Origin of the sequence: Allomuricauda sp. R78024 (assembly GCF_044596045.1) — a bacterium.
GTDB lineage: Bacteria > Bacteroidota > Bacteroidia > Flavobacteriales > Flavobacteriaceae > Flagellimonas.
In genome coordinates this window covers 2,922,756-2,943,329 of record NZ_CP138995.1, presented here as the reverse complement: position 1 = coordinate 2,943,329, position 20,574 = coordinate 2,922,756, and the positions used below count along the sequence as shown (strand labels likewise).

The 20,574-nt window shown below is 36.4% G+C and carries 17 protein-coding genes; 9 read left to right on the top strand and 8 right to left on the bottom strand.

What is annotated here, in order from left to right; translation table 11 throughout:
- The first annotated feature begins 266 nt into the window (after positions 1–266).
- From SJY44_RS13265 to SJY44_RS13255, 3 genes are read left to right on the top strand one after another with little or no spacing between them, the layout of a single operon-like run.
- Complete coding sequence (locus SJY44_RS13265; protein WP_396590086.1) at positions 267–2,210, top strand: polysaccharide biosynthesis protein; 1,944 nt, start codon at positions 267–269, stop codon at positions 2,208–2,210.
- Positions 2,211–2,257: 47 nt separating this feature from the next.
- Positions 2,258–3,031 (top strand): polysaccharide biosynthesis/export family protein, encoded by a 774-nt coding sequence (locus SJY44_RS13260; RefSeq protein ID WP_396590085.1) that lies wholly within the window; start codon positions 2,258–2,260, stop codon positions 3,029–3,031.
- A 19-nt stretch (positions 3,032–3,050) separates the two neighbouring features.
- Positions 3,051–5,423: a GumC family protein gene (locus tag SJY44_RS13255; protein WP_396590084.1), complete on the top strand. Its 2,373-nt coding sequence runs from the start codon at positions 3,051–3,053 to the stop codon at positions 5,421–5,423.
- Here SJY44_RS13255 and SJY44_RS13250 read toward each other — a convergent pair whose 3' ends face one another.
- Both SJY44_RS13250 and mnmE read right to left on the bottom strand, forming a co-directional pair.
- Positions 5,424–6,167: a tyrosine-protein phosphatase gene (locus tag SJY44_RS13250; protein WP_396590083.1), complete on the bottom strand. Its 744-nt coding sequence runs from the start codon at positions 6,165–6,167 to the stop codon at positions 5,424–5,426.
- Between the two features lie 50 nt (positions 6,168–6,217).
- A complete protein-coding gene (gene mnmE / locus SJY44_RS13245) occupies positions 6,218–7,588 on the bottom strand; it encodes a tRNA uridine-5-carboxymethylaminomethyl(34) synthesis GTPase MnmE (protein WP_396590082.1) in 1,371 nt (456 codons plus the stop codon).
- 87 nt (positions 7,589–7,675) lie between these two features.
- Between mnmE and SJY44_RS13240 the strand changes: the two genes are divergently transcribed.
- On the top strand, positions 7,676–8,035 hold the full coding sequence (locus SJY44_RS13240) for a DUF4870 domain-containing protein (protein WP_396590081.1): 360 nt from the start codon (positions 7,676–7,678) through the stop codon (positions 8,033–8,035).
- A 51-nt stretch (positions 8,036–8,086) separates the two neighbouring features.
- On the opposite strand, the gene dnaN is transcribed toward SJY44_RS13240, so the two are convergent.
- The 5 genes from dnaN to SJY44_RS13215 all read right to left on the bottom strand — a co-directional run bounded on the left by dnaN (position 8,087) and on the right by SJY44_RS13215 (position 12,855).
- Positions 8,087–9,205, bottom strand: a complete 1,119-nt coding sequence (gene dnaN, locus SJY44_RS13235) for a DNA polymerase III subunit beta (protein WP_396590080.1) — start codon at positions 9,203–9,205, stop codon at positions 8,087–8,089.
- A gap of 121 nt (positions 9,206–9,326) precedes the next feature.
- The gene (gene gldG, locus SJY44_RS13230; protein WP_396590079.1) at positions 9,327–10,991 is read right to left on the bottom strand and encodes a gliding motility-associated ABC transporter substrate-binding protein GldG; all 1,665 of its coding nucleotides are present in this window, start codon (positions 10,989–10,991) and stop codon (positions 9,327–9,329) included.
- Entirely contained in the window at positions 10,991–11,722 is a 732-nt protein-coding gene (gldF, locus tag SJY44_RS13225) for a gliding motility-associated ABC transporter permease subunit GldF (protein ID WP_396590078.1), read from the bottom strand. Before gldF ends, gldG begins: the two co-directional genes overlap by 1 nt.
- Positions 11,722–12,024, bottom strand: a complete 303-nt coding sequence (locus SJY44_RS13220; protein WP_298927211.1) for an antibiotic biosynthesis monooxygenase family protein — start codon at positions 12,022–12,024, stop codon at positions 11,722–11,724. Before SJY44_RS13220 ends, gldF begins: the two co-directional genes overlap by 1 nt.
- On the bottom strand, positions 12,025–12,855 hold the full coding sequence (locus tag SJY44_RS13215) for an S-adenosyl-l-methionine hydroxide adenosyltransferase family protein (protein ID WP_396590077.1): 831 nt from the start codon (positions 12,853–12,855) through the stop codon (positions 12,025–12,027).
- Positions 12,856–12,978: 123 nt separating this feature from the next.
- Here SJY44_RS13215 and SJY44_RS13210 point away from each other — a divergent pair, with 123 nt between their 5' ends.
- The 4 genes from SJY44_RS13210 to SJY44_RS13195 all read left to right on the top strand — a co-directional run bounded on the left by SJY44_RS13210 (position 12,979) and on the right by SJY44_RS13195 (position 17,033).
- Complete coding sequence (locus SJY44_RS13210) at positions 12,979–13,932, top strand: PhoH family protein (RefSeq protein WP_298927205.1); 954 nt, start codon at positions 12,979–12,981, stop codon at positions 13,930–13,932.
- 6 nt (positions 13,933–13,938) lie between these two features.
- Complete coding sequence (locus tag SJY44_RS13205; protein WP_396590076.1) at positions 13,939–14,892, top strand: phosphoribosylaminoimidazolesuccinocarboxamide synthase; 954 nt, start codon at positions 13,939–13,941, stop codon at positions 14,890–14,892.
- A gap of 107 nt (positions 14,893–14,999) precedes the next feature.
- Positions 15,000–15,254, top strand: coding sequence for a DUF4212 domain-containing protein (locus SJY44_RS13200; RefSeq protein ID WP_299167769.1), 255 nt, complete (start codon positions 15,000–15,002; stop codon positions 15,252–15,254).
- A gap of 3 nt (positions 15,255–15,257) precedes the next feature.
- Positions 15,258–17,033, top strand: coding sequence for a sodium:solute symporter family protein (locus tag SJY44_RS13195; protein ID WP_396590075.1), 1,776 nt, complete (start codon positions 15,258–15,260; stop codon positions 17,031–17,033).
- A gap of 15 nt (positions 17,034–17,048) precedes the next feature.
- Here the strand turns inward: SJY44_RS13195 and SJY44_RS13190 are convergent, their stop codons facing one another.
- Complete coding sequence (locus tag SJY44_RS13190) at positions 17,049–18,467, bottom strand: amidohydrolase family protein (protein WP_396590074.1); 1,419 nt, start codon at positions 18,465–18,467, stop codon at positions 17,049–17,051.
- A gap of 166 nt (positions 18,468–18,633) precedes the next feature.
- Between SJY44_RS13190 and acs the strand changes: the two genes are divergently transcribed.
- Positions 18,634–20,574 carry an acetate--CoA ligase gene (acs, locus tag SJY44_RS13185; RefSeq protein WP_298927826.1) on the top strand — a complete coding sequence of 647 codons (1,941 nt, stop codon included), beginning with the start codon at positions 18,634–18,636 and terminating at the stop codon, positions 20,572–20,574.

The window sequence follows — 20,574 nt, the reverse complement described above, 5'->3', positions numbered from 1 at the left end:
AAATATCCTAATTATTGTTAAAGGTTGTTATTAGTTAAATTGGATTTTAGTTAAACGTCACTATATATCTGATAAAAGAACCTGGACCTTAAAACCCAATTACTGAAACACCTATTTTTATTCTTATAATGAACAAGTAAAAAAACTCATCAAATAGAATACGCGCACTTAAGCGATGATATATTTTAATTTACCGAATTAAATAATTAATTCTGACAACAATGTTTAGGTTTGCAATGGAAATTAACCCCATCAAAAATCTATTTGTGATATATAATTACTTCTTTGATAAAGTGGATCGTTATGCATCAAAATGGATGGTTTTGGCCATCGATTTATTCATAGTATCCATTTCTTTTATAATATCATATTGTATTCGTTTTAACTTAAGCTTTGATTTTGATCATCAAAAACTTTTGATGCAACTGCCTATAGTTGCTTTGGTTTTTCTAATGTCATTTTTAATTTCTGGTTCTTACAAAGGAGTGGTACGACATACGGGAGTTCAAGATGTATATGCAATTTTTAATGCGATTTGTTTGGCCAGTATTGCAACTATAGTGGTAGTGTTGGCTAATAGATCGGCGAATTTTATTAATGGGTTCACAATACCACTATCGATTATCATCATAAATAGCTTATTGACATTTATTGCTTTAACGGTTTCCAGATATATTTTTAAAGCAGGATTTGAATACCTAAAGAATTCAAATCAAAACACATCTAAAAATGTTCTAATATATGGAGCCGGAGAGTCTGGAATATTAGCACATAATGCTTTGGTAAATCACTCCAAAATAGGATTGCGCGTTGTTGGCTATTTAGATAGCAATGTTCAGAAAATAGGAAAGCAGATTAATGGAATTAAAGTTTTTGATTCAAAAAAGGTAAATGAAAGCTTTATCCATTATCATAATATTTCTGAAATCATATTCTCAATACAGAATATAGCTCCAAGCGAACTAAGAAAACTAGTGGATGATATTGTAGATCTGCCAGTAAAAGTAAAGATTGTGCCTCCAGTTGAAGATTGGATAAACGGAGAACTGAAAATTTCTCAAATTAAACAAGTCCAAATTGAAGATTTACTTGATAGAGCCCCTATAAGTATTCAAAGCTCAAAAATAGATGGAGAATTGAAGGACAAAGTTGTAGTTGTAACTGGTGGAGCTGGATCTATTGGTAGTGAATTGGTAAGGCAAATTTGCAAATACAAGTATAAAACACTTATTATACTAGATCAAGCGGAATCTCCATTATATGATTTACAGCAGGAGTTAAAGCAAAATGGATTTCATAATTTTATTCCAATAGTTGCAGATATCAGAGACAAAAGTAGAATGAATCATATTTTTCAAGAGTATAGTCCGAACATAATTTTTCATGCTGCAGCCTATAAGCATGTGCCTCTTATGGAATATAATTCCTATGAAGCAATAAAAATCAATATTGCTGGAACAAAGGTTATTGCTGACCTTTCTGTAAACTATAATGCGGATAAATTTGTTTTTGTTTCAACTGATAAAGCTGTTAACCCTACTAATGTAATGGGAGCTACTAAGCGAATTGCTGAGATGTATATTAGCTGTATGGAACAGCAGGGTAAGACAAAATTTATCACAACCCGTTTTGGAAACGTATTGGGTTCCAATGGATCAGTAATTCCTTTGTTTAGAAAACAAATTGAAAAAGGTGGACCGTTAACAGTAACGCACAAGGATATTACACGATATTTCATGACAATTCCAGAAGCTTCACAACTTGTTTTAGAAGCAGGAGCAATGGGTGAAGGTGGTGAGATTTTCATTTTTGATATGGGTGAGTCCGTGCGAATTTTTGACATGGCAAAAAACATGATCAGATTATCTGGATTGAGATATCCTGAAGATATAGAAATTAAAATAACAGGTTTGCGTCCTGGAGAAAAATTGTACGAAGAACTTTTGGCCAATGGGGAGAATACGTTACCAACTTATCATAAGAAAATCATGATAAGTAAAGTACGGGAGTTGGAATATACAAGGATAAGAGCGGCCATTGATGAGCTTTGTGTAACTAACATATTTTTCAAAGAGAACACGGTTAAACTTATGAAAGCCATAGTTCCTGAGTACATTTCAAAAAATTCAAAACTGTGTAAATTAGATGATTCCGGAAAGAACCAAATAAAGAATGATGAAATTCAAGATAAAGCTCTACTTCAATCATAGTTTCACTATTTTTACCAATAAATGGTGCATAATCTAATTTTCTCACAATGACCCTAAAACTGATATTTTTTAGAATAGTTTTTTTACTCTCACTTTCATTGATAATATTTTCTTGTGGATCAAAAAAGGATGTTGTATACTTTCAAGATGCATCTAATTTTGAAACTTTGGTGGATAACAATACATTTGAGCCAAAATTTAAAATTGATGATGTTGTAAGCATACATGTATCAACCTTGAACCCGGAAGCCAGCCTTCCATTTAACCTTTATAGAGGGTCCTCTGAAGGTGGTATACGCCCAGAACAAGTTGACTATATTGTTGATAACAACGGAGAGATTGATTTTCCAGTGATTGGAAAAATAAAAATAGAAGGGCTTTCTCCGGAAGGCGTAAGAGTATTATTGCGAAATAATCTTTCAGATTATTTGACGGACCCAATTATTAATATTCGCTTACGCAATTTCACTATTACTGTGTTAGGAGAAGTTAGAAGACCTGGTACTTATCAAGTTAACGGAGAACAAATTACAATCTTAGAAGCTTTAGGACTAGCAGGTGACATGACTATAAAGGGATTAAGGAATAACATTTTAGTTATGCGGGACTTTGATGGTACCAAAGTACATCATAGAATAGATTTAACCACTAAGGATGCAATGAAATCACCTGCATATTATCTTACCCAGAACGATGTAGTTTATGTAGAACCAAATAAATCTGCGGTTACAGCTTCAAATCTAGATAATCGGGCTTCAATAGCTATTTCAATAGTATCTATACTGATTACATCTGCGGTGGTCTTGTTGACCAGAAACTAATGTCATAATCTTTTCTTGAATGAGTAATAAGAAATTTGGAATGGCTAATGGGCCAATTGATTTGAAAGAATTGATATTGGGATACACAAAGTATTGGAAGTGGTTTGTACTTTCGGTAATACTGGCCTTGTGTATCGCATACTTGCAAATCAGGTATTCCGTGCCGCAATATTCAGCCCAAGCTAAAATTCAAATTATTGAGGAGAAAAGCTCATCATCAGAATTAAGTGTGTTCAGGGACTTGGATTTTATTTCTGGAGGACAAAATAAAGTTGAGGATGAAGTTGAAATTATCAAGTCTAAATCCAATCTCATGCAGGTGGTCAAAGAACTTGGGATTAATATCAGAGTTTATACTTTAGGCAATATAGTGGATTCTGAAATTTATGGAAAACCTTTTCCATTTAACATTAGTTTTTATGAACCAGATTCGGTAATACATAATTCTAGGTTTACGTTTTTTGTTGATTTATCCAACGATACTACGTTTGACTATGCTGAAAAAGAAGAAGATGCCCCTGTGGAAACAGTTGCATATGGGAAAAACGTTTCTACTCCGATTGGTGATATGGTAATGACACCAAATACGGGTATCAGTTTATCAAAAGGAAGATATAAAGTCGTAGTTAGTCCAGTAGCGGCAATGGCACAAATTTATCAATCTCGAATAAGAGTATCACCAGTGAGCGAGTTCTCCAACATACTGGATATTTCGTTAGTCGATCCAATACAACAAAAAGCTATAGATATCATAAATTCTTTAGTTAATGTTTATAACAAAAATGCGATAGAAGATAAGAAAGCAATAGCTGACAGGACTTCCAATTTTATTGATGATAGAATAAATGATATTTACTCAAATTTGGCATCTGCGGATCAGACTGAGGAAGAATTCCGGGCCAATAGGGGGCTGGCAGATGTTGCATCACAAGCCAATATGAGTCTTAACGTAAGTGCTGCTAGTGAGAAGGAGTTGCAGAATGCCAGTGTACAACTCATGATCGCTTCGGCAATGAAGGATGAAGTTGATAGTAAACAAGGGTATGATTTAATAGCATACAATGTAGGATTGTCTGACCCAACTATTGCAAATACTACTCAGAAATATAACGAGTTGATACAGGAGCGGAAACGACTGCTTGAAGATACGGGTGAAAAGCACCCTACTATTCTTCGATTAAACGAACAGCTTGATGGATTAAAGCAAGGCATTCAGTCTGGATTGGGCAATGTCACTAACAATTTGGATTTAACTGTCAATAATCTTGGGAAACAGTTATCTCAAGCACAGTCAAGACTATATCAAGCTCCCAAAAATCAACGAGTATTGACGGATATAGCCAGAAAAAAGAATACAATAGAAAACCTGTATTTATATCTCTTACAGAAAAGGGAGGAATCCCAAATTACGTTTGCCTCGGCCACGCCCAAATCAAAAGTTGTGGATTTGGCATATGCATCTAGTCCGTTTCCAGTTTCGCCAAAAACCAAAATTGTATATCTAGCCGCTCTTATTTTAGGGTTATTGATTCCATTCTCAGTTGTATATATTAAGGACTTATTGGATAATAAAGTTCATAATAAATTGGATTTAGAAAAATTGGTTAATGAAGTTCCTGTTTTAGCTGAGATTCCTAAGATTACAAAAAAGCAAGATAAGTTAGTACAGAAAGATGATAGATCTGTATTGGCCGAATCATTAAGAATTCTTCGGGCTAATTTGGATTATATAATCAGGCCCAAGAAAAATGGAGAAAAGAATAATATAATCTTTGTGACTTCCACAACACCAGGTGAAGGTAAATCTTTTATTGCCTCTAATTTGGCAGTAATTTTTGCAAATACTCATAAAAAAGTTCTTTTAATAGGAGCTGACATTAGAAACCCCAAGTTAAACTCTTTTTTACCTGGCATAGACAGAAATGTTAGGACTACCGATAATGTGCGAGGCTTGACAGAATTTTTATATAGTGATGAAGTACAATTAAAGGACATTATTAAAAAAATAGAAACCGATGCTGCTCATATAGATATAATTGCTTCTGGGAAAATACCTCCTAACCCTGCTGAACTTCTTATGAATAGCAGAATTTCCGAGCTTTTTGAAAAAGTTACCCAGGAGTATGATTATGTAATTGTGGATACTGCACCCTTAATGGTTGTTACGGATACATTATTGATAAGTCAATATGCTAATCACGTACTTTATGTTACTCGTGCTGGATACACTGAGTCTAAAGTACTTGAGTTTCCGTTAAAACTGAAAAAACAGGGTAAACTAAATGGACTTTCTTTTATAGTGAATGATGTAAAAAGTTCGGACTTGGGTTATGGTGGTAAATATGGATACGGTTATGGTAAGACTGTCAAGAAATGGTGGAAATTCTCCTAATCAATAAAAGGTTTTGATTGTTTGATCTATAACTGGGAGAACTACATTTAACGTTTTTCTGGATATTTTTGTTTCTTTAATTAGATTTAATTGTCTTAGATTATGTACATCGGAAGCTATAAAATCTATAAGTTTATCCTCTAAGAGCTTTTGGCCAATCTTTTGAACTTCACTTCCGTAAGACTCCGAATTTAGGGAGGATAAATTCATTTGAAAAAGAATTCCCTGTTTTTTTAGTTTTAAATAGGTACCATATTTGCGATGAAAGTAAACATATCTTTCTGGATGTGCTAGAATGGGAAAGTAAGTGTGTTTTGCGATTTCACCTATTGCGTTATCAAAATTGAAAGAGGGTTGTAAGTAAGACATTTCAATAAGTAAATAATCGTTTTTAAGAGACATTACCGCATTGTTTTGCAATATACTTTCAAAATTGTCATCTATCATATGCTCCGCGGCACTATCTATTTTGATAGTATCCAGACCTAAATTTTCTATTTCTTTTTTTAAAATTTCAAAGGACTTCTTAATGGTCTCAGGAGTATTGGGATAGTAGTTGTTCATAATATGAGGAGTACAAACAAAATTAGTTATTCCAAACTCTGAAAACCCCTTTATTAAATCAATGGAATCATCAACTGTTTTTGCTCCATCATCAATCCCTGGAAGTATGTGATTATGCATATCCACAAGTCCGTGGAGGTAGTCCACTAAAAAGATTTTCTTATGAAAAAAACTGAACATGCATAAAATTTGGATTGCAAAGATAAGCGATAAGTGTGCTTGCCTAATAGTTATTTTCCGATACAGAAATTAGAAAAAATATTTCCAAGTAAATCATCGGTTGTAACACTCCCGGTAATTTCACCTAAATGGAAAAGCGCTTGACGAATATCAATGGAAATTAAATCACTGGATATACCAATATCTATTCCTTCTTTAACTTTCTGAATTTCCTCTAAAGCCTTTAATAACGCATCATAATGCCTACTGTTGGTAACAATGGTCTCATCTCCGCTTAAAGCACCTGCATCTACTAAGGAAAACAAATTTTTTTCTAAATCTGATATTCCCGTTTTATTTTTTGCTGAAATAAATAGAACAGTTGGAATTTCTGATTCCAACTGTTCTATTTGAATACTATCCAATGCATCTACTTTGTTACAGAGGGGTAACAGTTCTTTATTTGGATAGCGTTTTTTTATGTTTTCCAATTCTGATCTATCAAAACCCGGACCATCAAAAAGGTAGATGACCAGCTTGGCCTTTTCAATTTTATCAAAGGTACGATCAATACCAATTTGTTCTACAACATCTTTAGTTTCTCGAATTCCCGCAGTATCTATAAACCTAAAATTTATTCCATAAAGACTTATCTGATCTTCAACAGTATCACGAGTTGTGCCAGCAATATCACTAACAATTGCCCTTTCTTCATTTAGCAACGTGTTTAGGAGCGTAGATTTACCTACGTTAGGTTCACCAACTATTGCCACCGGTATTCCGTTTTTAATTACATTACCTAAGGCAAAAGAATCAATTAGCTTTTTTAGAACCTCACTAATACGATTTAATAATTCATTAAATTGAGTTCGGTCTGCAAACTCAACATCTTCTTGGGAAAAATCTAACTCCAACTCAATTAAAGAAGCAAAGTTTAATAATTCTTCCCGTAGTTTTTGAATTTCATTGCTAAATCCACCTCTCATTTGTTGCATTGCAATTTCATGGGCAGCTTCGCTATCACTGGCAATCAAATCAGCAACGGCTTCTGCCTGACTTAAATCCATTTTACCATTCAAAAAAGCACGTAGTGTAAACTCACCAGCAGATGCCATATAGCAACCTTTTCTCAAAAAAAGCTGAATAATCTGTTGCTGTATGTATGGAGAACCATGGCAGGAAATTTCAACGATATTTTCGCCAGTATAAGAATTAGGTCCTTTAAACAAAGAAACTAAAACTTTATCCATGACTTTTTCATTTTCTATGATATGACCCAAATGAATGGTATGACTTTTTTGATTTTTCAGCTTTTTTCCTCTAACAGATTTAAATACAGTATCTGAAACTTCGATGGCTTCAGGTCCAGAAACCCTTATAACTGCTATTGCACCTGTTCCAGAGGGAGTTGCTAAAGCAATAATTGTATTTGTTTTAGACATAAGGGCAAAAATACGAATTACTAGAATGTTGTAACATTAGTTCAAAAAAGTATACTGATATAGTACATCATTAAAATCAATCAAAAAATGGAAATCATCAATCAAAATGTAATTAGGAAGGATAACACATTGTTATCCATAACACATCTTTCGCAGTTATTGCACTATGTAACTGGTTTTGGAGGGTTTATAGTGCCTCTAATCATCTGGTTAACATCTAGGAGGACTGTTGAAGGAATGAATGAACATGGGAAAGCTGTAATTAATTTACAGTTAAGCTTATTGCTTTATATAATAATTAGCATTCCGGCAATTTTATTATTGGGGTTAGGAATTCTGGGCTTAATTGGAGTTGCCATTTTAGGCTTTGTATTACCAATAGTAAATGCGGTAAAGGCAGCTAATGGGGAATCACCGTCTAAGTTTTTGACCATCCCATTCGTTTAAAAAAAAAGCTAGAGCAATTGCTCTAGCTTTCAAAATATTTAGGTTGAATATTTAGTTGTTCAGCATAACTGGCATAACCAACATGGTAACGTGTTCGCCTTCATCCAATCCATCAGCGGGTGTTAAAATTCCTGCCCTGTTTGGTAAACTCATTTCCAAGGAAACTTCATCAGAAGTTAAGTTGTTGAGCATTTCTGTCAAAAACCTAGAGTTGAACCCTATTTGCATATCATCACCTTGATAAGAACAAGAAAGCCTTTCTTCGGCCTTATTGCTATAATCAACATCTTCTGCAGAAATATTCAATTCAGCACCTGCAATCTTTAATCGTATTTGGTGTGTGGTTTTATTGGAAAATATAGAAACCCTGCGAACAGAACTCAAAAATTGATTTCTAGAAATAGATAGTTTGTTAGGATTTTCTTTTGGAATAACAGCTTCGTAATTAGGATATTTTCCATCAATCAATCTGCAAATCAGCTCTGAATTATCAAAAATGAATTTTGCGTTACTGTCATTATATTCAATAGTAACTTCAGACTCTGAACCTGATAAAATACCTTTTAAAAGATTCAATGGTTTTTTTGGCATTATAAATTCTGCGACTTCAGACGCTGTAACATCATGCCGTTGATATTTTACCAATTTGTGAGCGTCAGTAGCTACGAAAGTCAAATTTTCAGTGGAAAACTGGAAGAAAACACCACTCATAACAGGGCGTAAATCATCATTTCCAGCAGCAAATATGGTTTTGTTAATAGCTGTTGCTAAAATATCACCAAGTAAGGTTGTGGAACTTGGATTAGAGACTTCTACTGCCTTTGGGAATTCAGCTCCATCGGCATATGCCAAAGCATATTTACCATGGTTAGAGCTAATCTCCACTGTATTGTTATCCTCCACAACAAATGTCAAGGGCTGCTCTGGAAAAGTCTTCAAAGTATCTAGCAACAATCTAGCTGGAACAGCAATGGTGCCTTCTGCATCAGAATCAACTTCTAATACAGAACTCATGGTTGTTTCCAAATCTGAGGCAGAAACAGTTAGTTTCGTTTGTTTTAAATCGAAAAGAAAATTGTCTAGAATTGGGAGTGTATTACTGTTGTTGATTACACCACCTAAAACCTGTAATTGTTTTAATAAATATGTACTGGATACGATAAATTTCATTAACAGAACTCTTTTTTAGCATTGTGTTTGCCCAGAAATCTTCTTGTGGGTAAAACTCATAAAATCAATAGAAACAAATATATCTTAAAACGCTTAAGTAAAGAAACAAATTTATCAACACTTAACTTGCATATTTACGCTTGCGGGAGGCACCAAAGAAAATGCCCAGGACCAAAGTCAAAAGAACGGGAACCCCAATGTTTATAAGTTGCCACTTCGTTTTTTGTTCAGTAATTTTTTCAACATCCAATAATGGTATGGATACTTTCTTGTTTCTTATGTTTATAAGTCCCGTATCATCCAAGAGGTAATTAGTGCAATTGACTAAAAACTCTTTGTTGCCGTAAGAACTATTGGTCCATTTATCATAACCTAATTCTAAAGGTCTGCCATTTCTTAATTGATTTTTGATAACATCCCCATCAGAAATTACTATCATTTTGTTATTGCCTCCTTCTTCCAGGGTATTTTCCAATTTTATTGGTCTCACCCGATTTTTAAACATAGAAGTGAATTTTCCCTCTATTAATACGGCCAATGGTTGATTACCGTTATTGTAGGCTTCTTTATTTGGTGGTGTGTCCAAAATATTCAAGCCTATTTGTTTTGGAGTACCTTCAGTTTTTGATAATGGAGAACTTCTTAACAAAACTGTTTTTTGATAATCATTCTCTAAAACATCCATTGCGTTTGCAAACTGATACCGCACAGCTTCTATATTAGTATTGATGGGGTGATTGTTTCTAGAAAAGACCATTGGATTATAATACCATGGTACCGGATTATATTGCGAATCATTTCCTTCACCTGAGGCCAATACTATTTGTGTGAAGTAAAGATCATTAACTAAAACAGGGTTTATCCTTACACCATATTTAAAGAAGAAATCGTTAAGGTTTAAATTTCGGGGTGTAGCCAAGGCACTTCCGCCACCCTTAAAAATACTGTCCACCTCCATGGCCACTTGATCTATTAACCAAATGGATTTCCCTCCATTTACGATGAACTGATCCATAACATATTTTTCTCCATCTGAGAACGCTTCTGTTGGTTTTGCAATGATTGCAAGATCAAAACCCTTTAATTGTTCTGAGACTCTTTGGGGATTCTTGGCAACAGAATCCAAGGTAATGGCACCAATGTTATAGTATTCCTGAATTGTGGTCAAGTAGTCAGCCAAGAAGATATCTTCCAATTCTCCATTACCTTTGATGACCGCTACTCGTTTCTTTTCAGTGATGCTCAATTTGGTGAAAGCATCTGCGAAAGCATATTCCAGTTGTTGCACGGAATTGTTAACACGCTCTTCTGTGGATGAACCAAGTTTGTTCTTTAGAAGCGCAACTTTAACAGTTTGGTTGTTATAATTGACCATGGCCCACGGAAAAACAAGTTCTTGAGAAACTTTCCCATTTTCTTCTACCGTTACATTGGCCGGTGTTAGACCAATACGTTGTAAATTGGCAATGGTCTCTTGTGTTTGGGTTTCATCCTCCAGAGGGTTCACCAAATTGTATTTAATGTTTTTGTTTTTAGAAGCAAAAGCCTTCAATAGTTGAATGGTCTCTATTTTTAGTTTGGAAAATTCTGGTGGAATATTTCCTTCTAAAAGAATGTCAATCACTACAGGGGAATCAAACTTTTTAGCTGCATCAATAGCCGGTGCGGATAAAGTAAACCGTTTGTCTTCTGTTAAATCAAAACGGGTGGAAACAAAACTACCGATGACATTTAGAATAATCACCGCAACTAGAGCTTTAAGAACAGAAATTAAAAATTTCCCCATCATCTTGGTATTTGTTTTAGTCGTAGAAAGGTGAGGTACAGAAAGAACAGCGTTAATGAAATAAAATAAAGTAAATCCCTTGTATCTACTATCCCTCCGGCAATACTGTCAAAATGCGATTTAGCACCTATTTCTTGAATCAACCGTTGCGTTTCTCCATCCGCAAACAAGGATGAAATTGCATCAAAACCATTAAAAAGAAGGAAACACATTAGAATACCTATGATAAAGGATACAATCTGATTATCTGATAGTGTTGAAGAGAAAAGCCCTATTGAAGTGTAAGCTCCGATCAGGAATAGAAGACCAAAATAGGAACCCAAAACAACTCCTAAATCAAAGTTACCCTCAGTTATTCCCAAATTTGAAATTGCAAATACATAAATAATGGTAGGTATGACTGCTATAATACATAAAAGAAACGCTCCCCAGAATTTCCCCAAAACCAATTTCCAAATAGATATGGGTTTTATTAGCAGCAGTTCTAAGGTCCCAACTTTGTGTTCTTCGGAAAAACTTTTCATAGTAATTGCTGGAACCAAAAAGATAAAAATCCAGGGAGCCAATAAAAATAGGTTTCCTAAATCGGCAAAACCATAATCAAAAATATTGAAATCTCCCTTGAAGACCCATAGGAAGAGACCGTTTAGCAACAAAAACAGGCCCACAATCAAATACCCTATAGGTGATGTAAAAAAAGATTGTACCTCTCTTTTAAAAATTGCAAACATTAAAATTGGTTTGAGGATTGAATTTTAGCAACACTCCAAGCTTCGGGTTTTTCTGCAAACAATACTTTGGTACTGGACCAAACACCTTTAAAGAAGTCTGATGTTCTGTAGCTTTCCAAATTTGATTCATCATTCCAAAAACTGTAAGTAAAAAAGATACATGGATTTTTAAGGTCTTGATATAATTCTACAAAAGTGCAACCTTCAAAAGCCAATATACCGTGTTTTGATTCTTCAAAAATTCGTTCAAAACTAGGAATATTTTCGGGTTTAAATGTAAGTTTTACGATACGGATGAGCATTTACAGAAAATTTATGGTTACAGTATCCCTGTAATTGAGTCCAAGTAAGGTAGAAGCACCACCTACAGTATTTTGATCACTTTTATATATTGCGAGCTCCAAATAGGACGCTGAATTAAATAGCGCCAAAGCATCTCCTGGGCCTCTACGTTGTCCCTTTTCCAGATTATAGTTGATAATCCCATTATAGCTATTATGAATGGTCTTTATTTTGTTGGTCCTTGCAATCACTTCAAAACTTCTTCCATTTCTATAAGCTTCAAAAAGACCCCTTTGTATATTGGTTATTACATTGCCATAGTTATCAATGTAAATTACATTGCCAATTATCGTTTTACCATCATTGGTAACTCTAGGCTCAAATTCTTTCAATTCCCTGAGGGCATCAAAAGGCTTTCCAATTACTTCTAACTTTCCACCCCTTGCTATATGGCAAGCAACCTGCACAAACACATCAAGTACTGGAAAAGAAGCAGAATTCAAATTGGGAATATTCACTTGCATGACCTTTTCTGGCTGAATTTCTGAAGTAATCAAAGAAATGACACCATTATTGGCACTAACAAAATAATGCCCATCTACGAGCACCACAATATGTTGATTTTCGGGAGATAATTCAGAATCCACCCCAACCACGTGCACAGTGCCTATTGGAAAAGAACGATAGGCGTTTTTTAAGATGTAAGCACACTCTTGGATGTTAAACGGACTTATAGCGTGCGAAATATCAACAATACTGACTTCTGGCAAATTATTTAAGATTGTCCCCTTAATGGCACCTACAAAGTGGTCTTTATGCCCAAAATCTGTAGTTAGTGTTATGATTGCCATGCAATACTGTTGATATGTTTTTCCGTGCTCAAAATGATTTTTGGTTAAGTTTGTGGGGTAAAATTAAATAAAAAAGAAAGAATAAAATTTCTTCAAAAATAACCTTAAAATATCCCACTTTTTTTGAACGAGTTAATCATAGAACTTACAGATATTAGCCCACAGGATTTCTTTGGGCAAAGCAATGAAAATATAGAATTATTAAAAAAATATTTCCCTAAGCTTAAGATTGTTGCACGTGGCAGTAAAATTAAGGTTTACGGAGATGAAGAGCTATTGGAAGAGTTTGATAAACGATTTGATATGCTCACAACCCATTTTGCTAAATATAATAAGCTGGATGAGAATATGATTGAACGTGTGCTTACCAGCAATGGCAAGGAAGATTACACGTCTTCTAAAAGCAGTGGAGATGTTTTGGTACATGGTGTAAGTGGTAAACTGATTAAGGCTCAAACAGCAAACCAAAGACGTCTTGTTGATGCTTGTAAAACAGATGATATGGTTTTTGCCATCGGCCCTGCGGGTACAGGAAAAACCTATACAGGTGTAGCCTTGGCCGTAAAAGCATTAAAGGAAAAACAAGTAAGACGAATTATTTTAACTCGCCCTGCGGTGGAAGCAGGGGAGAATCTCGGTTTCCTTCCCGGAGATTTAAAAGAAAAACTGGATCCTTATATGCAACCGCTTTATGATGCGCTCAGGGATATGATCGCTCCCGAGAGACTTGACAAGTACATAGAAGACGGTACTATTCAAATTGCACCTATGGCCTTTATGCGGGGTAGAACTTTGGACAATGCCTTTGTTATTTTAGATGAGGCTCAGAACACAACTCATGCCCAAATGAAAATGTTCCTGACACGGATGGGTAAAAACGCCAAATTTTTATTAACAGGGGATCCCGGGCAAATAGATCTTCCACGCAGAGTGACTTCTGGTTTAAAGGAAGCCCTTTTGATTTTGCAGAATGTACCGGGAATCAGCATGATTTATCTAGACGATAAAGATGTAATTCGTCATAAATTGGTCAAAAAAGTCATTGACGCTTATAAGAATATTGAGCACCATAACTAACAGCGCATGTCAAACACTTTAATGGACACCAATTTCCACTTTACTGGTCAGAAGGCCATTTATAAAGGAAAGGTGAGGGAAGTTTATACTTTGGAAAATGATATTTTGGTTATGATTGCTACAGATCGTTTATCTGCGTTTGATGTAGTAATGCCAAAGGGAATTCCATACAAGGGTCAAATTCTAAACCAGATTGCAACTAAAATGATGCAAGCCACGGAAGATATTGTTCCAAACTGGTTAATGGCCACCCCAGATGCTAATGTAGCCGTAGGTAAGGCGTGCGAACCCTTCAAAGTTGAAATGGTAATTCGCGGTTATCTTTCGGGTCATGCAGCGCGGGAGTATAAGGCAGGGAAACGGATTTTGTGCGGGGAACCCATGCCTGAGGGAATGAAGGAAAACGATAAATTTCCGGAACCCATTATAACACCGGCCACTAAAGCTGAAAAAGGAGATCATGATGAAGATATTTCCAAAGCTGAAATCCTGAATAGGGGAATCGTGTCTAAAACCGATTACGAAGTATTGGAAAAATATACTAGAGCATTATTTCAAAGAGGGACAGAAATTGCTGCCAAGAGAGGATTGATTTTAGTCGATACCAAATATGAGTTTGGAAAGACTAAAGATGGCGAAATCGTTTTGATAGACGAAATCCATACACCAGACTCGTCCCGTTATTTTTATGCTGAAGGCTATAAAGAACGTCAGGCAAATTGCGAGACGCAAAAGCAACTATCAAAAGAATTTGTTCGCCAATGGCTAATCTCTCATGGATTTCAGGGATTGGAAGGGCAAATAGTTCCAAAAATGAGTGATGCTTATGTAGAATCAGTCTCTGAACGATACATTGAGCTTTACGAGAGCATTATGGGAGAAACTTTTGAGAAGGCAGATGTTTCCAATATTCAAGAGCGCATTGGTCAGAATATATCTTCATACCTCAATTCAATTTAACCTTTTACAATAAGTTTATAGAAGTTACCTTAATCAGGGTAAATGGCTTTTTAGGTTATTGCATCATATTTCTTATATTTCAAGAATAAACCAACCTTGAACTAAAAATGGATGCCTCACAACGAAAAAAATACTGGAGGGAAAATCTAAAGTACCTCTCTATTCTTTTAACCATCTGGTTCTTGGTCTCCTACGGATTTGGTATTTTATTGGTAGATGAACTGAATACCATTCGCTTGGGTGGTTTTAAATTGGGCTTTTGGTTTGCTCAACAAGGTTCTATCTATGTTTTTGTATTGCTGATTTTTGTCTATGTCCGTTTGATGAACAAATTGGATAAAAAATACGAGGTAAACGAATAAGATATGGGAATTCAAACATGGACGTTTATCATTGTCGGAATTACTTTTGCCCTATATATTGGAATTGCGATATGGTCTAGAGCTAAGTCGACCAAAGAATTTTATATTGCTGGAGGTGGGGTTTCACCTTTAGCTAATGGCCTGGCTACAGCTGCAGACTGGATGTCTGCGGCCTCTTTTTTAGGAATGGCAGGGATTATAGCTTTCTCAGGTTATGATGGCTCTGTGTACTTAATGGGATGGACAGGTGGTTACGTACTGTTAGCATTACTACTTGCTCCATATTTACGAAAATTTGGAAAGTTTACTGTCCCAGATTTTATTGGTGACCGCTATTATTCCAATGTGGCAAGAACAGTAGCTGTAGTTGCGGCACTTTTCGTATCGTTCACTTATGTTGCTGGTCAAATGCGTGGAGTCGGCGTGGTTTTCTCCAGGTTTTTAGATGTTGAAGTAAACACTGGTGTATATATTGGAATGACCGTTGTGCTTTTCTATGCTTTTTTAGGTGGAATGAAAGGCATTACCTATACGCAAGTTGCACAATATTGCGTGCTCATTTTTGCCTTTATGGTACCTGCTATTTTTATATCTCTTATGGCAACGGGGAATCCAATTCCTCAGCTAGGTTTTGGTTCCGCTGGTGAAGATGGGGTCTATCTGTTGGATAAATTAGACGGACTTATGACCGAGCTCGGTTTTACCGCATATACAGACGGTACTAAATCTACAACGGATGTATTCTTTATTACAGCTGCTTTGATGATGGGCACTGCAGGATTACCACATGTTATTATCAGGTTTTTTACGGTTCCCAAAGTAAAGGATGCCCGAAAATCTGCAGGGTATGCGCTATTGTTTATTGCGATTCTCTACACTACAGCTCCTGCCATAGCTGTTTTTGCACGTACCAATCTAATGGAAACCGTTCAAGACACTCCGTATAAAGAAATCCCCTCTTGGTTCACTAAATGGGAGGATACAGGTCTTATCGCTTGGACAGATAAAAACGGTGATGGGAAAATACAATATTTACCCGGTTCTGCTGTTGAAGGCAAAAAGCCTGAATTTGTTGAGGGTAGAGCTGAATATGGCCAACGAAAAATTTCCAATCCTAGCATGACTGCGAATGAGCTGTATGTGGATCGAGACATTACGGTATTGGCAAATCCAGAGATTGCAGGACTCCCCAATTGGATTATTGCCTTGGTGGCCGCAGGTGGTTTGGCCGCGGCACTTTCAACTGCAGCTGGTTTGTTATTGGTCATTTCAACTTCCATTTCGCACGATTTGATTAAAAAGCAGTTTGCAAGGGATATATCTGATAAAAAAGAATTATTGATTGCTCGTCTTTCAGCGGTTTTGGCCGTAATTGTTGCAGGCTATTTTGGTATTAACCCACCTGGTTTTGTGGCCTCAGTAGTAGCATTGGCATTTGGTTTGGCAGCTTCATCCTTTTTTCCGGCTATCGTGATGGGTATTTTTAGCAAGCGAATGAATAGGGAAGGAGCCATCTCTGGTATGATTGCTGGTTTGGCCATAACAACATATTACATTGCTCGTTTTAAGCTGCAATGGATTGGAAATCCAGAAACAAGTACAGCTAAAGATTGGTGGTTTGGTATTTCACCAGAAGGGTTTGGCACAGTGGGTATGTTGGTCAACTTTGCAGTTGCCCTTGTGGTTTCAGGGTTTACTTCCCCACCACCTGAAAATGTTCAGGAAATTGTAGAAAACATAAGGATTCCGAGTGGGGCAGGGGATGCTGTGGAACACTAGAGCTAAAAATCAAATTTAACGAATACCGACCAAGCCTTTTGCTGCCTCAAAAAGTTTTTTGGAATCATACCCAATACCATTTTTAAACACGGTATCTATAGAACGTATTGCCGATATATCTTTGCTGATATCTCCATCAATAATAACCAAATCTGCAATTTTAGAAGGTGCTATAGTTCCAATAGAGGCCTCTTTTTCTAAATACTTGGCCCCATTCAGTGAGGATATTTTAATGGCTTCTGGAATGGTAAAGCCCATTTCCACAAATAATTCCAACAATCTCATATTGGCATAGCCAGCTACAATCCGACCATCATAAGTTGGGTCTGTACCGGCCACTAACAGGCCACCAGCATCATAAAACATTTTTTCCCAAACCTTAGATTTGTTGAATAATATATAGTCCAAGGAATCTCTACCTTGTTTGCTTGCCCATCTTTTGTACACTCTTTCTTTGGCGTTAGTATAAAGCGCTTCGGTGCCGCCACCTGGCACAACTTCTCTACCCGTGTACGGCTCAAAAACATTAATGGTTGAGGTCAAAGCAACTTTTTTCCTCACCAAATGGTCGATAAGATCGGTCACCATTTCTGAATCTGTTGACATTTCTAACATGGCCTTGCGCATTTTAAAAGGTTGGCATTCATCTTCAACCTTATCTTGGACAAAATCACTACTTGCAAAGAAACCATGCTCCAGATTATCAATTCCAATATCAGCGGCTTCTCGATAGGTGATGGAACATAAATGACCTGTAACTTTCATATTTCTCGAATGCGCTGCCTTTACAATTGCCTTAAGATCTTCTCGAGTAATAAAATTGTATACTTTGATTGACGTTACACCCATGTCCGCATAGAAATTGATGGCATTTATAAACTGCTCAGTTGAAGTAAAAGCACCTAACTCATAGATTCCTAGGCCTTCTCGATCTAGATGGGGACTGGTCACATCCATATTAGGACCAGGGGTTTGTCCTTTATCAATGGCCTTTTTAATATTTACATCTGCTTGTGGCATAATACTTCCAGCGGTTCGCATGGTAGTAACTCCAGCGGCCAGATACAATTTTGGGAAAGAATAACTCATTTGATCCACACCGTAAATATGCTCTGGAGTGGTTTTTGGGTAGAACAAATGTTCATGTAACATAACCAAGCCAGGAATAGCACTTTTTCCTTCCATATCCAAAACAGTGGCGTTTTTAGGTATTGGCAAATCCATACCTACTTTTTCTATGGTATTGGCAACAACGAGAATATCTTGATTTGTTTTGGCAGCACTTCCGGTGCCATCAACTAACGTAAGGTTTTGGAGCAGGTATGTTCCCCTTTCATGAGATACGTAGGCCTTTGTTTCTTTGGATAGGTTAGTTTGCCCAAAAACAGAAAAATTAGCAAGCAATATTGCTATTAAGAAGGAAAGGTTTCGCATGATTTATTTTATTTGGTTGAAGTAGCTGGGCACAATTTACAGTTTTTGTTAAGAATGCTCCTGTTTTTTGTAAGTCATTAGTCGATGCTGTTTAGTAAGTTAAAGTCGTACATTTCCCTTCCGTCGATTAATTATAGAATCGTGAAAGCACTGTTTCTTTTTTGCTATTTTTAAAGTTCAAAAATTTTCGAGTTCACTCATGAGCAATTACCACATCAAACATTTAGAAGAATATTTTCAAGTATACAGAAAATCAGTACGGAACCCTGAAGCTTTTTGGGAAGAAGTAGCGGAAGAGCATTTTGAATGGCGAAAAAAATGGGATACCGTATTGGATTGGGATTTCTCTAAACCAGAAATAAAGTGGTTTGATGGTGCTCAACTCAATATTACCGAAAATTGCATTGATAGGCATTTGCGAATTAGAGGAGATAAGACGGCCATTCTTTTTGAACCCAATGACCCAAAGGAAGAAGCGCAGCATATTACATATGCACAATTACATGAGCGCGTATGCAAGTTTGCCAATGTTTTAAAGGATAAAGGCATTCAAAAAGGGGATAGGGTGGTTATTTATCTACCTATGATTCCTGAGTTGGCTATTTCAGTTTTGGCATGCGCTCGAATTGGCGCTGTTCATTCAGTGGTGTTTGCTGGGTTTTCCTCTACCGCTTTAGCCACGAGAATCAATGATTGTGAAGCAAGAATGGTGCTTACTTCTGACGGTTCTTTTAGAGGCAACAAAACAATAGATTTAAAAGGTATTGTAGATGATGCACTAACACAGTGTCCAGGTGTAGAGACAGTCCTGGTCGTTAAACGCACCGATGCGGATATTGTGATGGAAAAAGGTCGAGATCATTGGTTACAACCATTACTGGATAAGGCATACTCCGATTGCGTCCCTGAAATTATGGAAGCTGAAGACCCTCTTTTTATTTTATACACTTCAGGGTCCACCGGTCGCCCAAAAGGAATGATGCACACCACAGCGGGTTATATGGTTTATACTGCCTATACGTTTAAAAATGTGTTTCAGTATAAAGAGGAAGATATATATTGGTGCACAGCAGATATTGGTTGGATTACAGGTCATTCTTATATTGTGTATGGCCCCTTAACCAATGGTGCCACAACCGTTATGTTTGAAGGTGTTCCTTCATACCCGGATTTTGGTCGATTTTGGGATATTGTTCAAAAGCATAAAATCACCCAATTCTATACAGCTCCTACGGCTATTAGAGCTCTGGCAAAAGAGAATTTGGATTTTGTAACCAAATATGACCTTTCCAGTTTGAAGGTTTTAGGGACAGTTGGCGAACCTATAAATGAAGAAGCATGGCACTGGTACAATGATCATGTTGGTGAAAAGAAATGCCCCATTGTGGATACATGGTGGCAAACAGAAACGGGCGGTGTGCTCATTTCACCAATTCCGTTTTCAACACCCACCAAGCCAACCTATGCTACCTTACCAATGCCAGGAATTCAACCGGCCTTAATGGACGAACATGGTAAAGAAATAAAAGGTAATCAAGCGGATGGTCGATTGTGCATTAAATTTCCATGGCCCTCTATTGCACGAACGATTTGGGGAGATCATCAACGCTATAAAGACACTTATTTTTCTGCTTATGAGGGCAAATATTTTACTGGTGATGGCGCTTTAAGGGATGAGGTTGGCTATTATAGAATCACTGGTAGAGTTGATGATGTCATCATTGTTTCTGGTCATAATTTAGGTACAGCACCTATTGAAGACGCCATTAACGAACACCCTGCTGTTGCAGAATCTGCTATAGTTGGTTTTCCACATGATATTAAAGGAAATGCCTTGTATGGGTATGTTATTCTTAAAGAAACGGGGGAATCTAGAGATCGTGATAATCTAAAAAAAGAGATCAATCAGATGATTACAGAGCATATTGGCCCTATCGCTAAATTGGATAAAATTCAATTTGTACCAGGATTACCAAAAACTCGTAGTGGAAAAATCATGCGACGTATTCTAAGAAAAATTGCATCAAAGGAAACTGATAATTTAGGGGATATTTCAACTTTATTGAATCCTGAGGTTGTTGAGAAAATTATTGAAGAGAGCCTATAA

Bases quoted from the DNA above. Each gene is read 5' to 3' on its own strand.
- SJY44_RS13195 (WP_396590075.1), top strand. From the start codon at position 15,258: ATGGGAATTCAAACATGGACGTTTATCATTGTCGGAATTACTTTTGCC.
- gldG (WP_396590079.1), bottom strand. From the start codon at position 10,991: ATGGGGAAATTTTTAATTTCTGTTCTTAAAGCTCTAGTTGCGGTGATT.
- SJY44_RS13205 (WP_396590076.1), top strand. From the start codon at position 13,939: ATGTCAAACACTTTAATGGACACCAATTTCCACTTTACTGGTCAGAAG.
- SJY44_RS13215 (WP_396590077.1), bottom strand. From the start codon at position 12,855: ATGGCAATCATAACACTAACTACAGATTTTGGGCATAAAGACCACTTT.
- SJY44_RS13255 (WP_396590084.1), top strand. From the start codon at position 3,051: ATGAGTAATAAGAAATTTGGAATGGCTAATGGGCCAATTGATTTGAAA.
- gldF (WP_396590078.1), bottom strand. From the start codon at position 11,722: ATGTTTGCAATTTTTAAAAGAGAGGTACAATCTTTTTTTACATCACCT.
- SJY44_RS13250 (WP_396590083.1), bottom strand. From the start codon at position 6,167: ATGTTCAGTTTTTTTCATAAGAAAATCTTTTTAGTGGACTACCTCCAC.
- dnaN (WP_396590080.1), bottom strand. From the start codon at position 9,205: ATGAAATTTATCGTATCCAGTACATATTTATTAAAACAATTACAGGTT.
- SJY44_RS13200 (WP_299167769.1), top strand. From the start codon at position 15,000: ATGGATGCCTCACAACGAAAAAAATACTGGAGGGAAAATCTAAAGTAC.
- SJY44_RS13260 (WP_396590085.1), top strand. From the start codon at position 2,258: ATGACCCTAAAACTGATATTTTTTAGAATAGTTTTTTTACTCTCACTT.
- SJY44_RS13240 (WP_396590081.1), top strand. From the start codon at position 7,676: ATGGAAATCATCAATCAAAATGTAATTAGGAAGGATAACACATTGTTA.
- mnmE (WP_396590082.1), bottom strand. From the start codon at position 7,588: ATGTCTAAAACAAATACAATTATTGCTTTAGCAACTCCCTCTGGAACA.
- SJY44_RS13190 (WP_396590074.1), bottom strand. From the start codon at position 18,467: ATGCGAAACCTTTCCTTCTTAATAGCAATATTGCTTGCTAATTTTTCT.
- SJY44_RS13220 (WP_298927211.1), bottom strand. From the start codon at position 12,024: ATGCTCATCCGTATCGTAAAACTTACATTTAAACCCGAAAATATTCCT.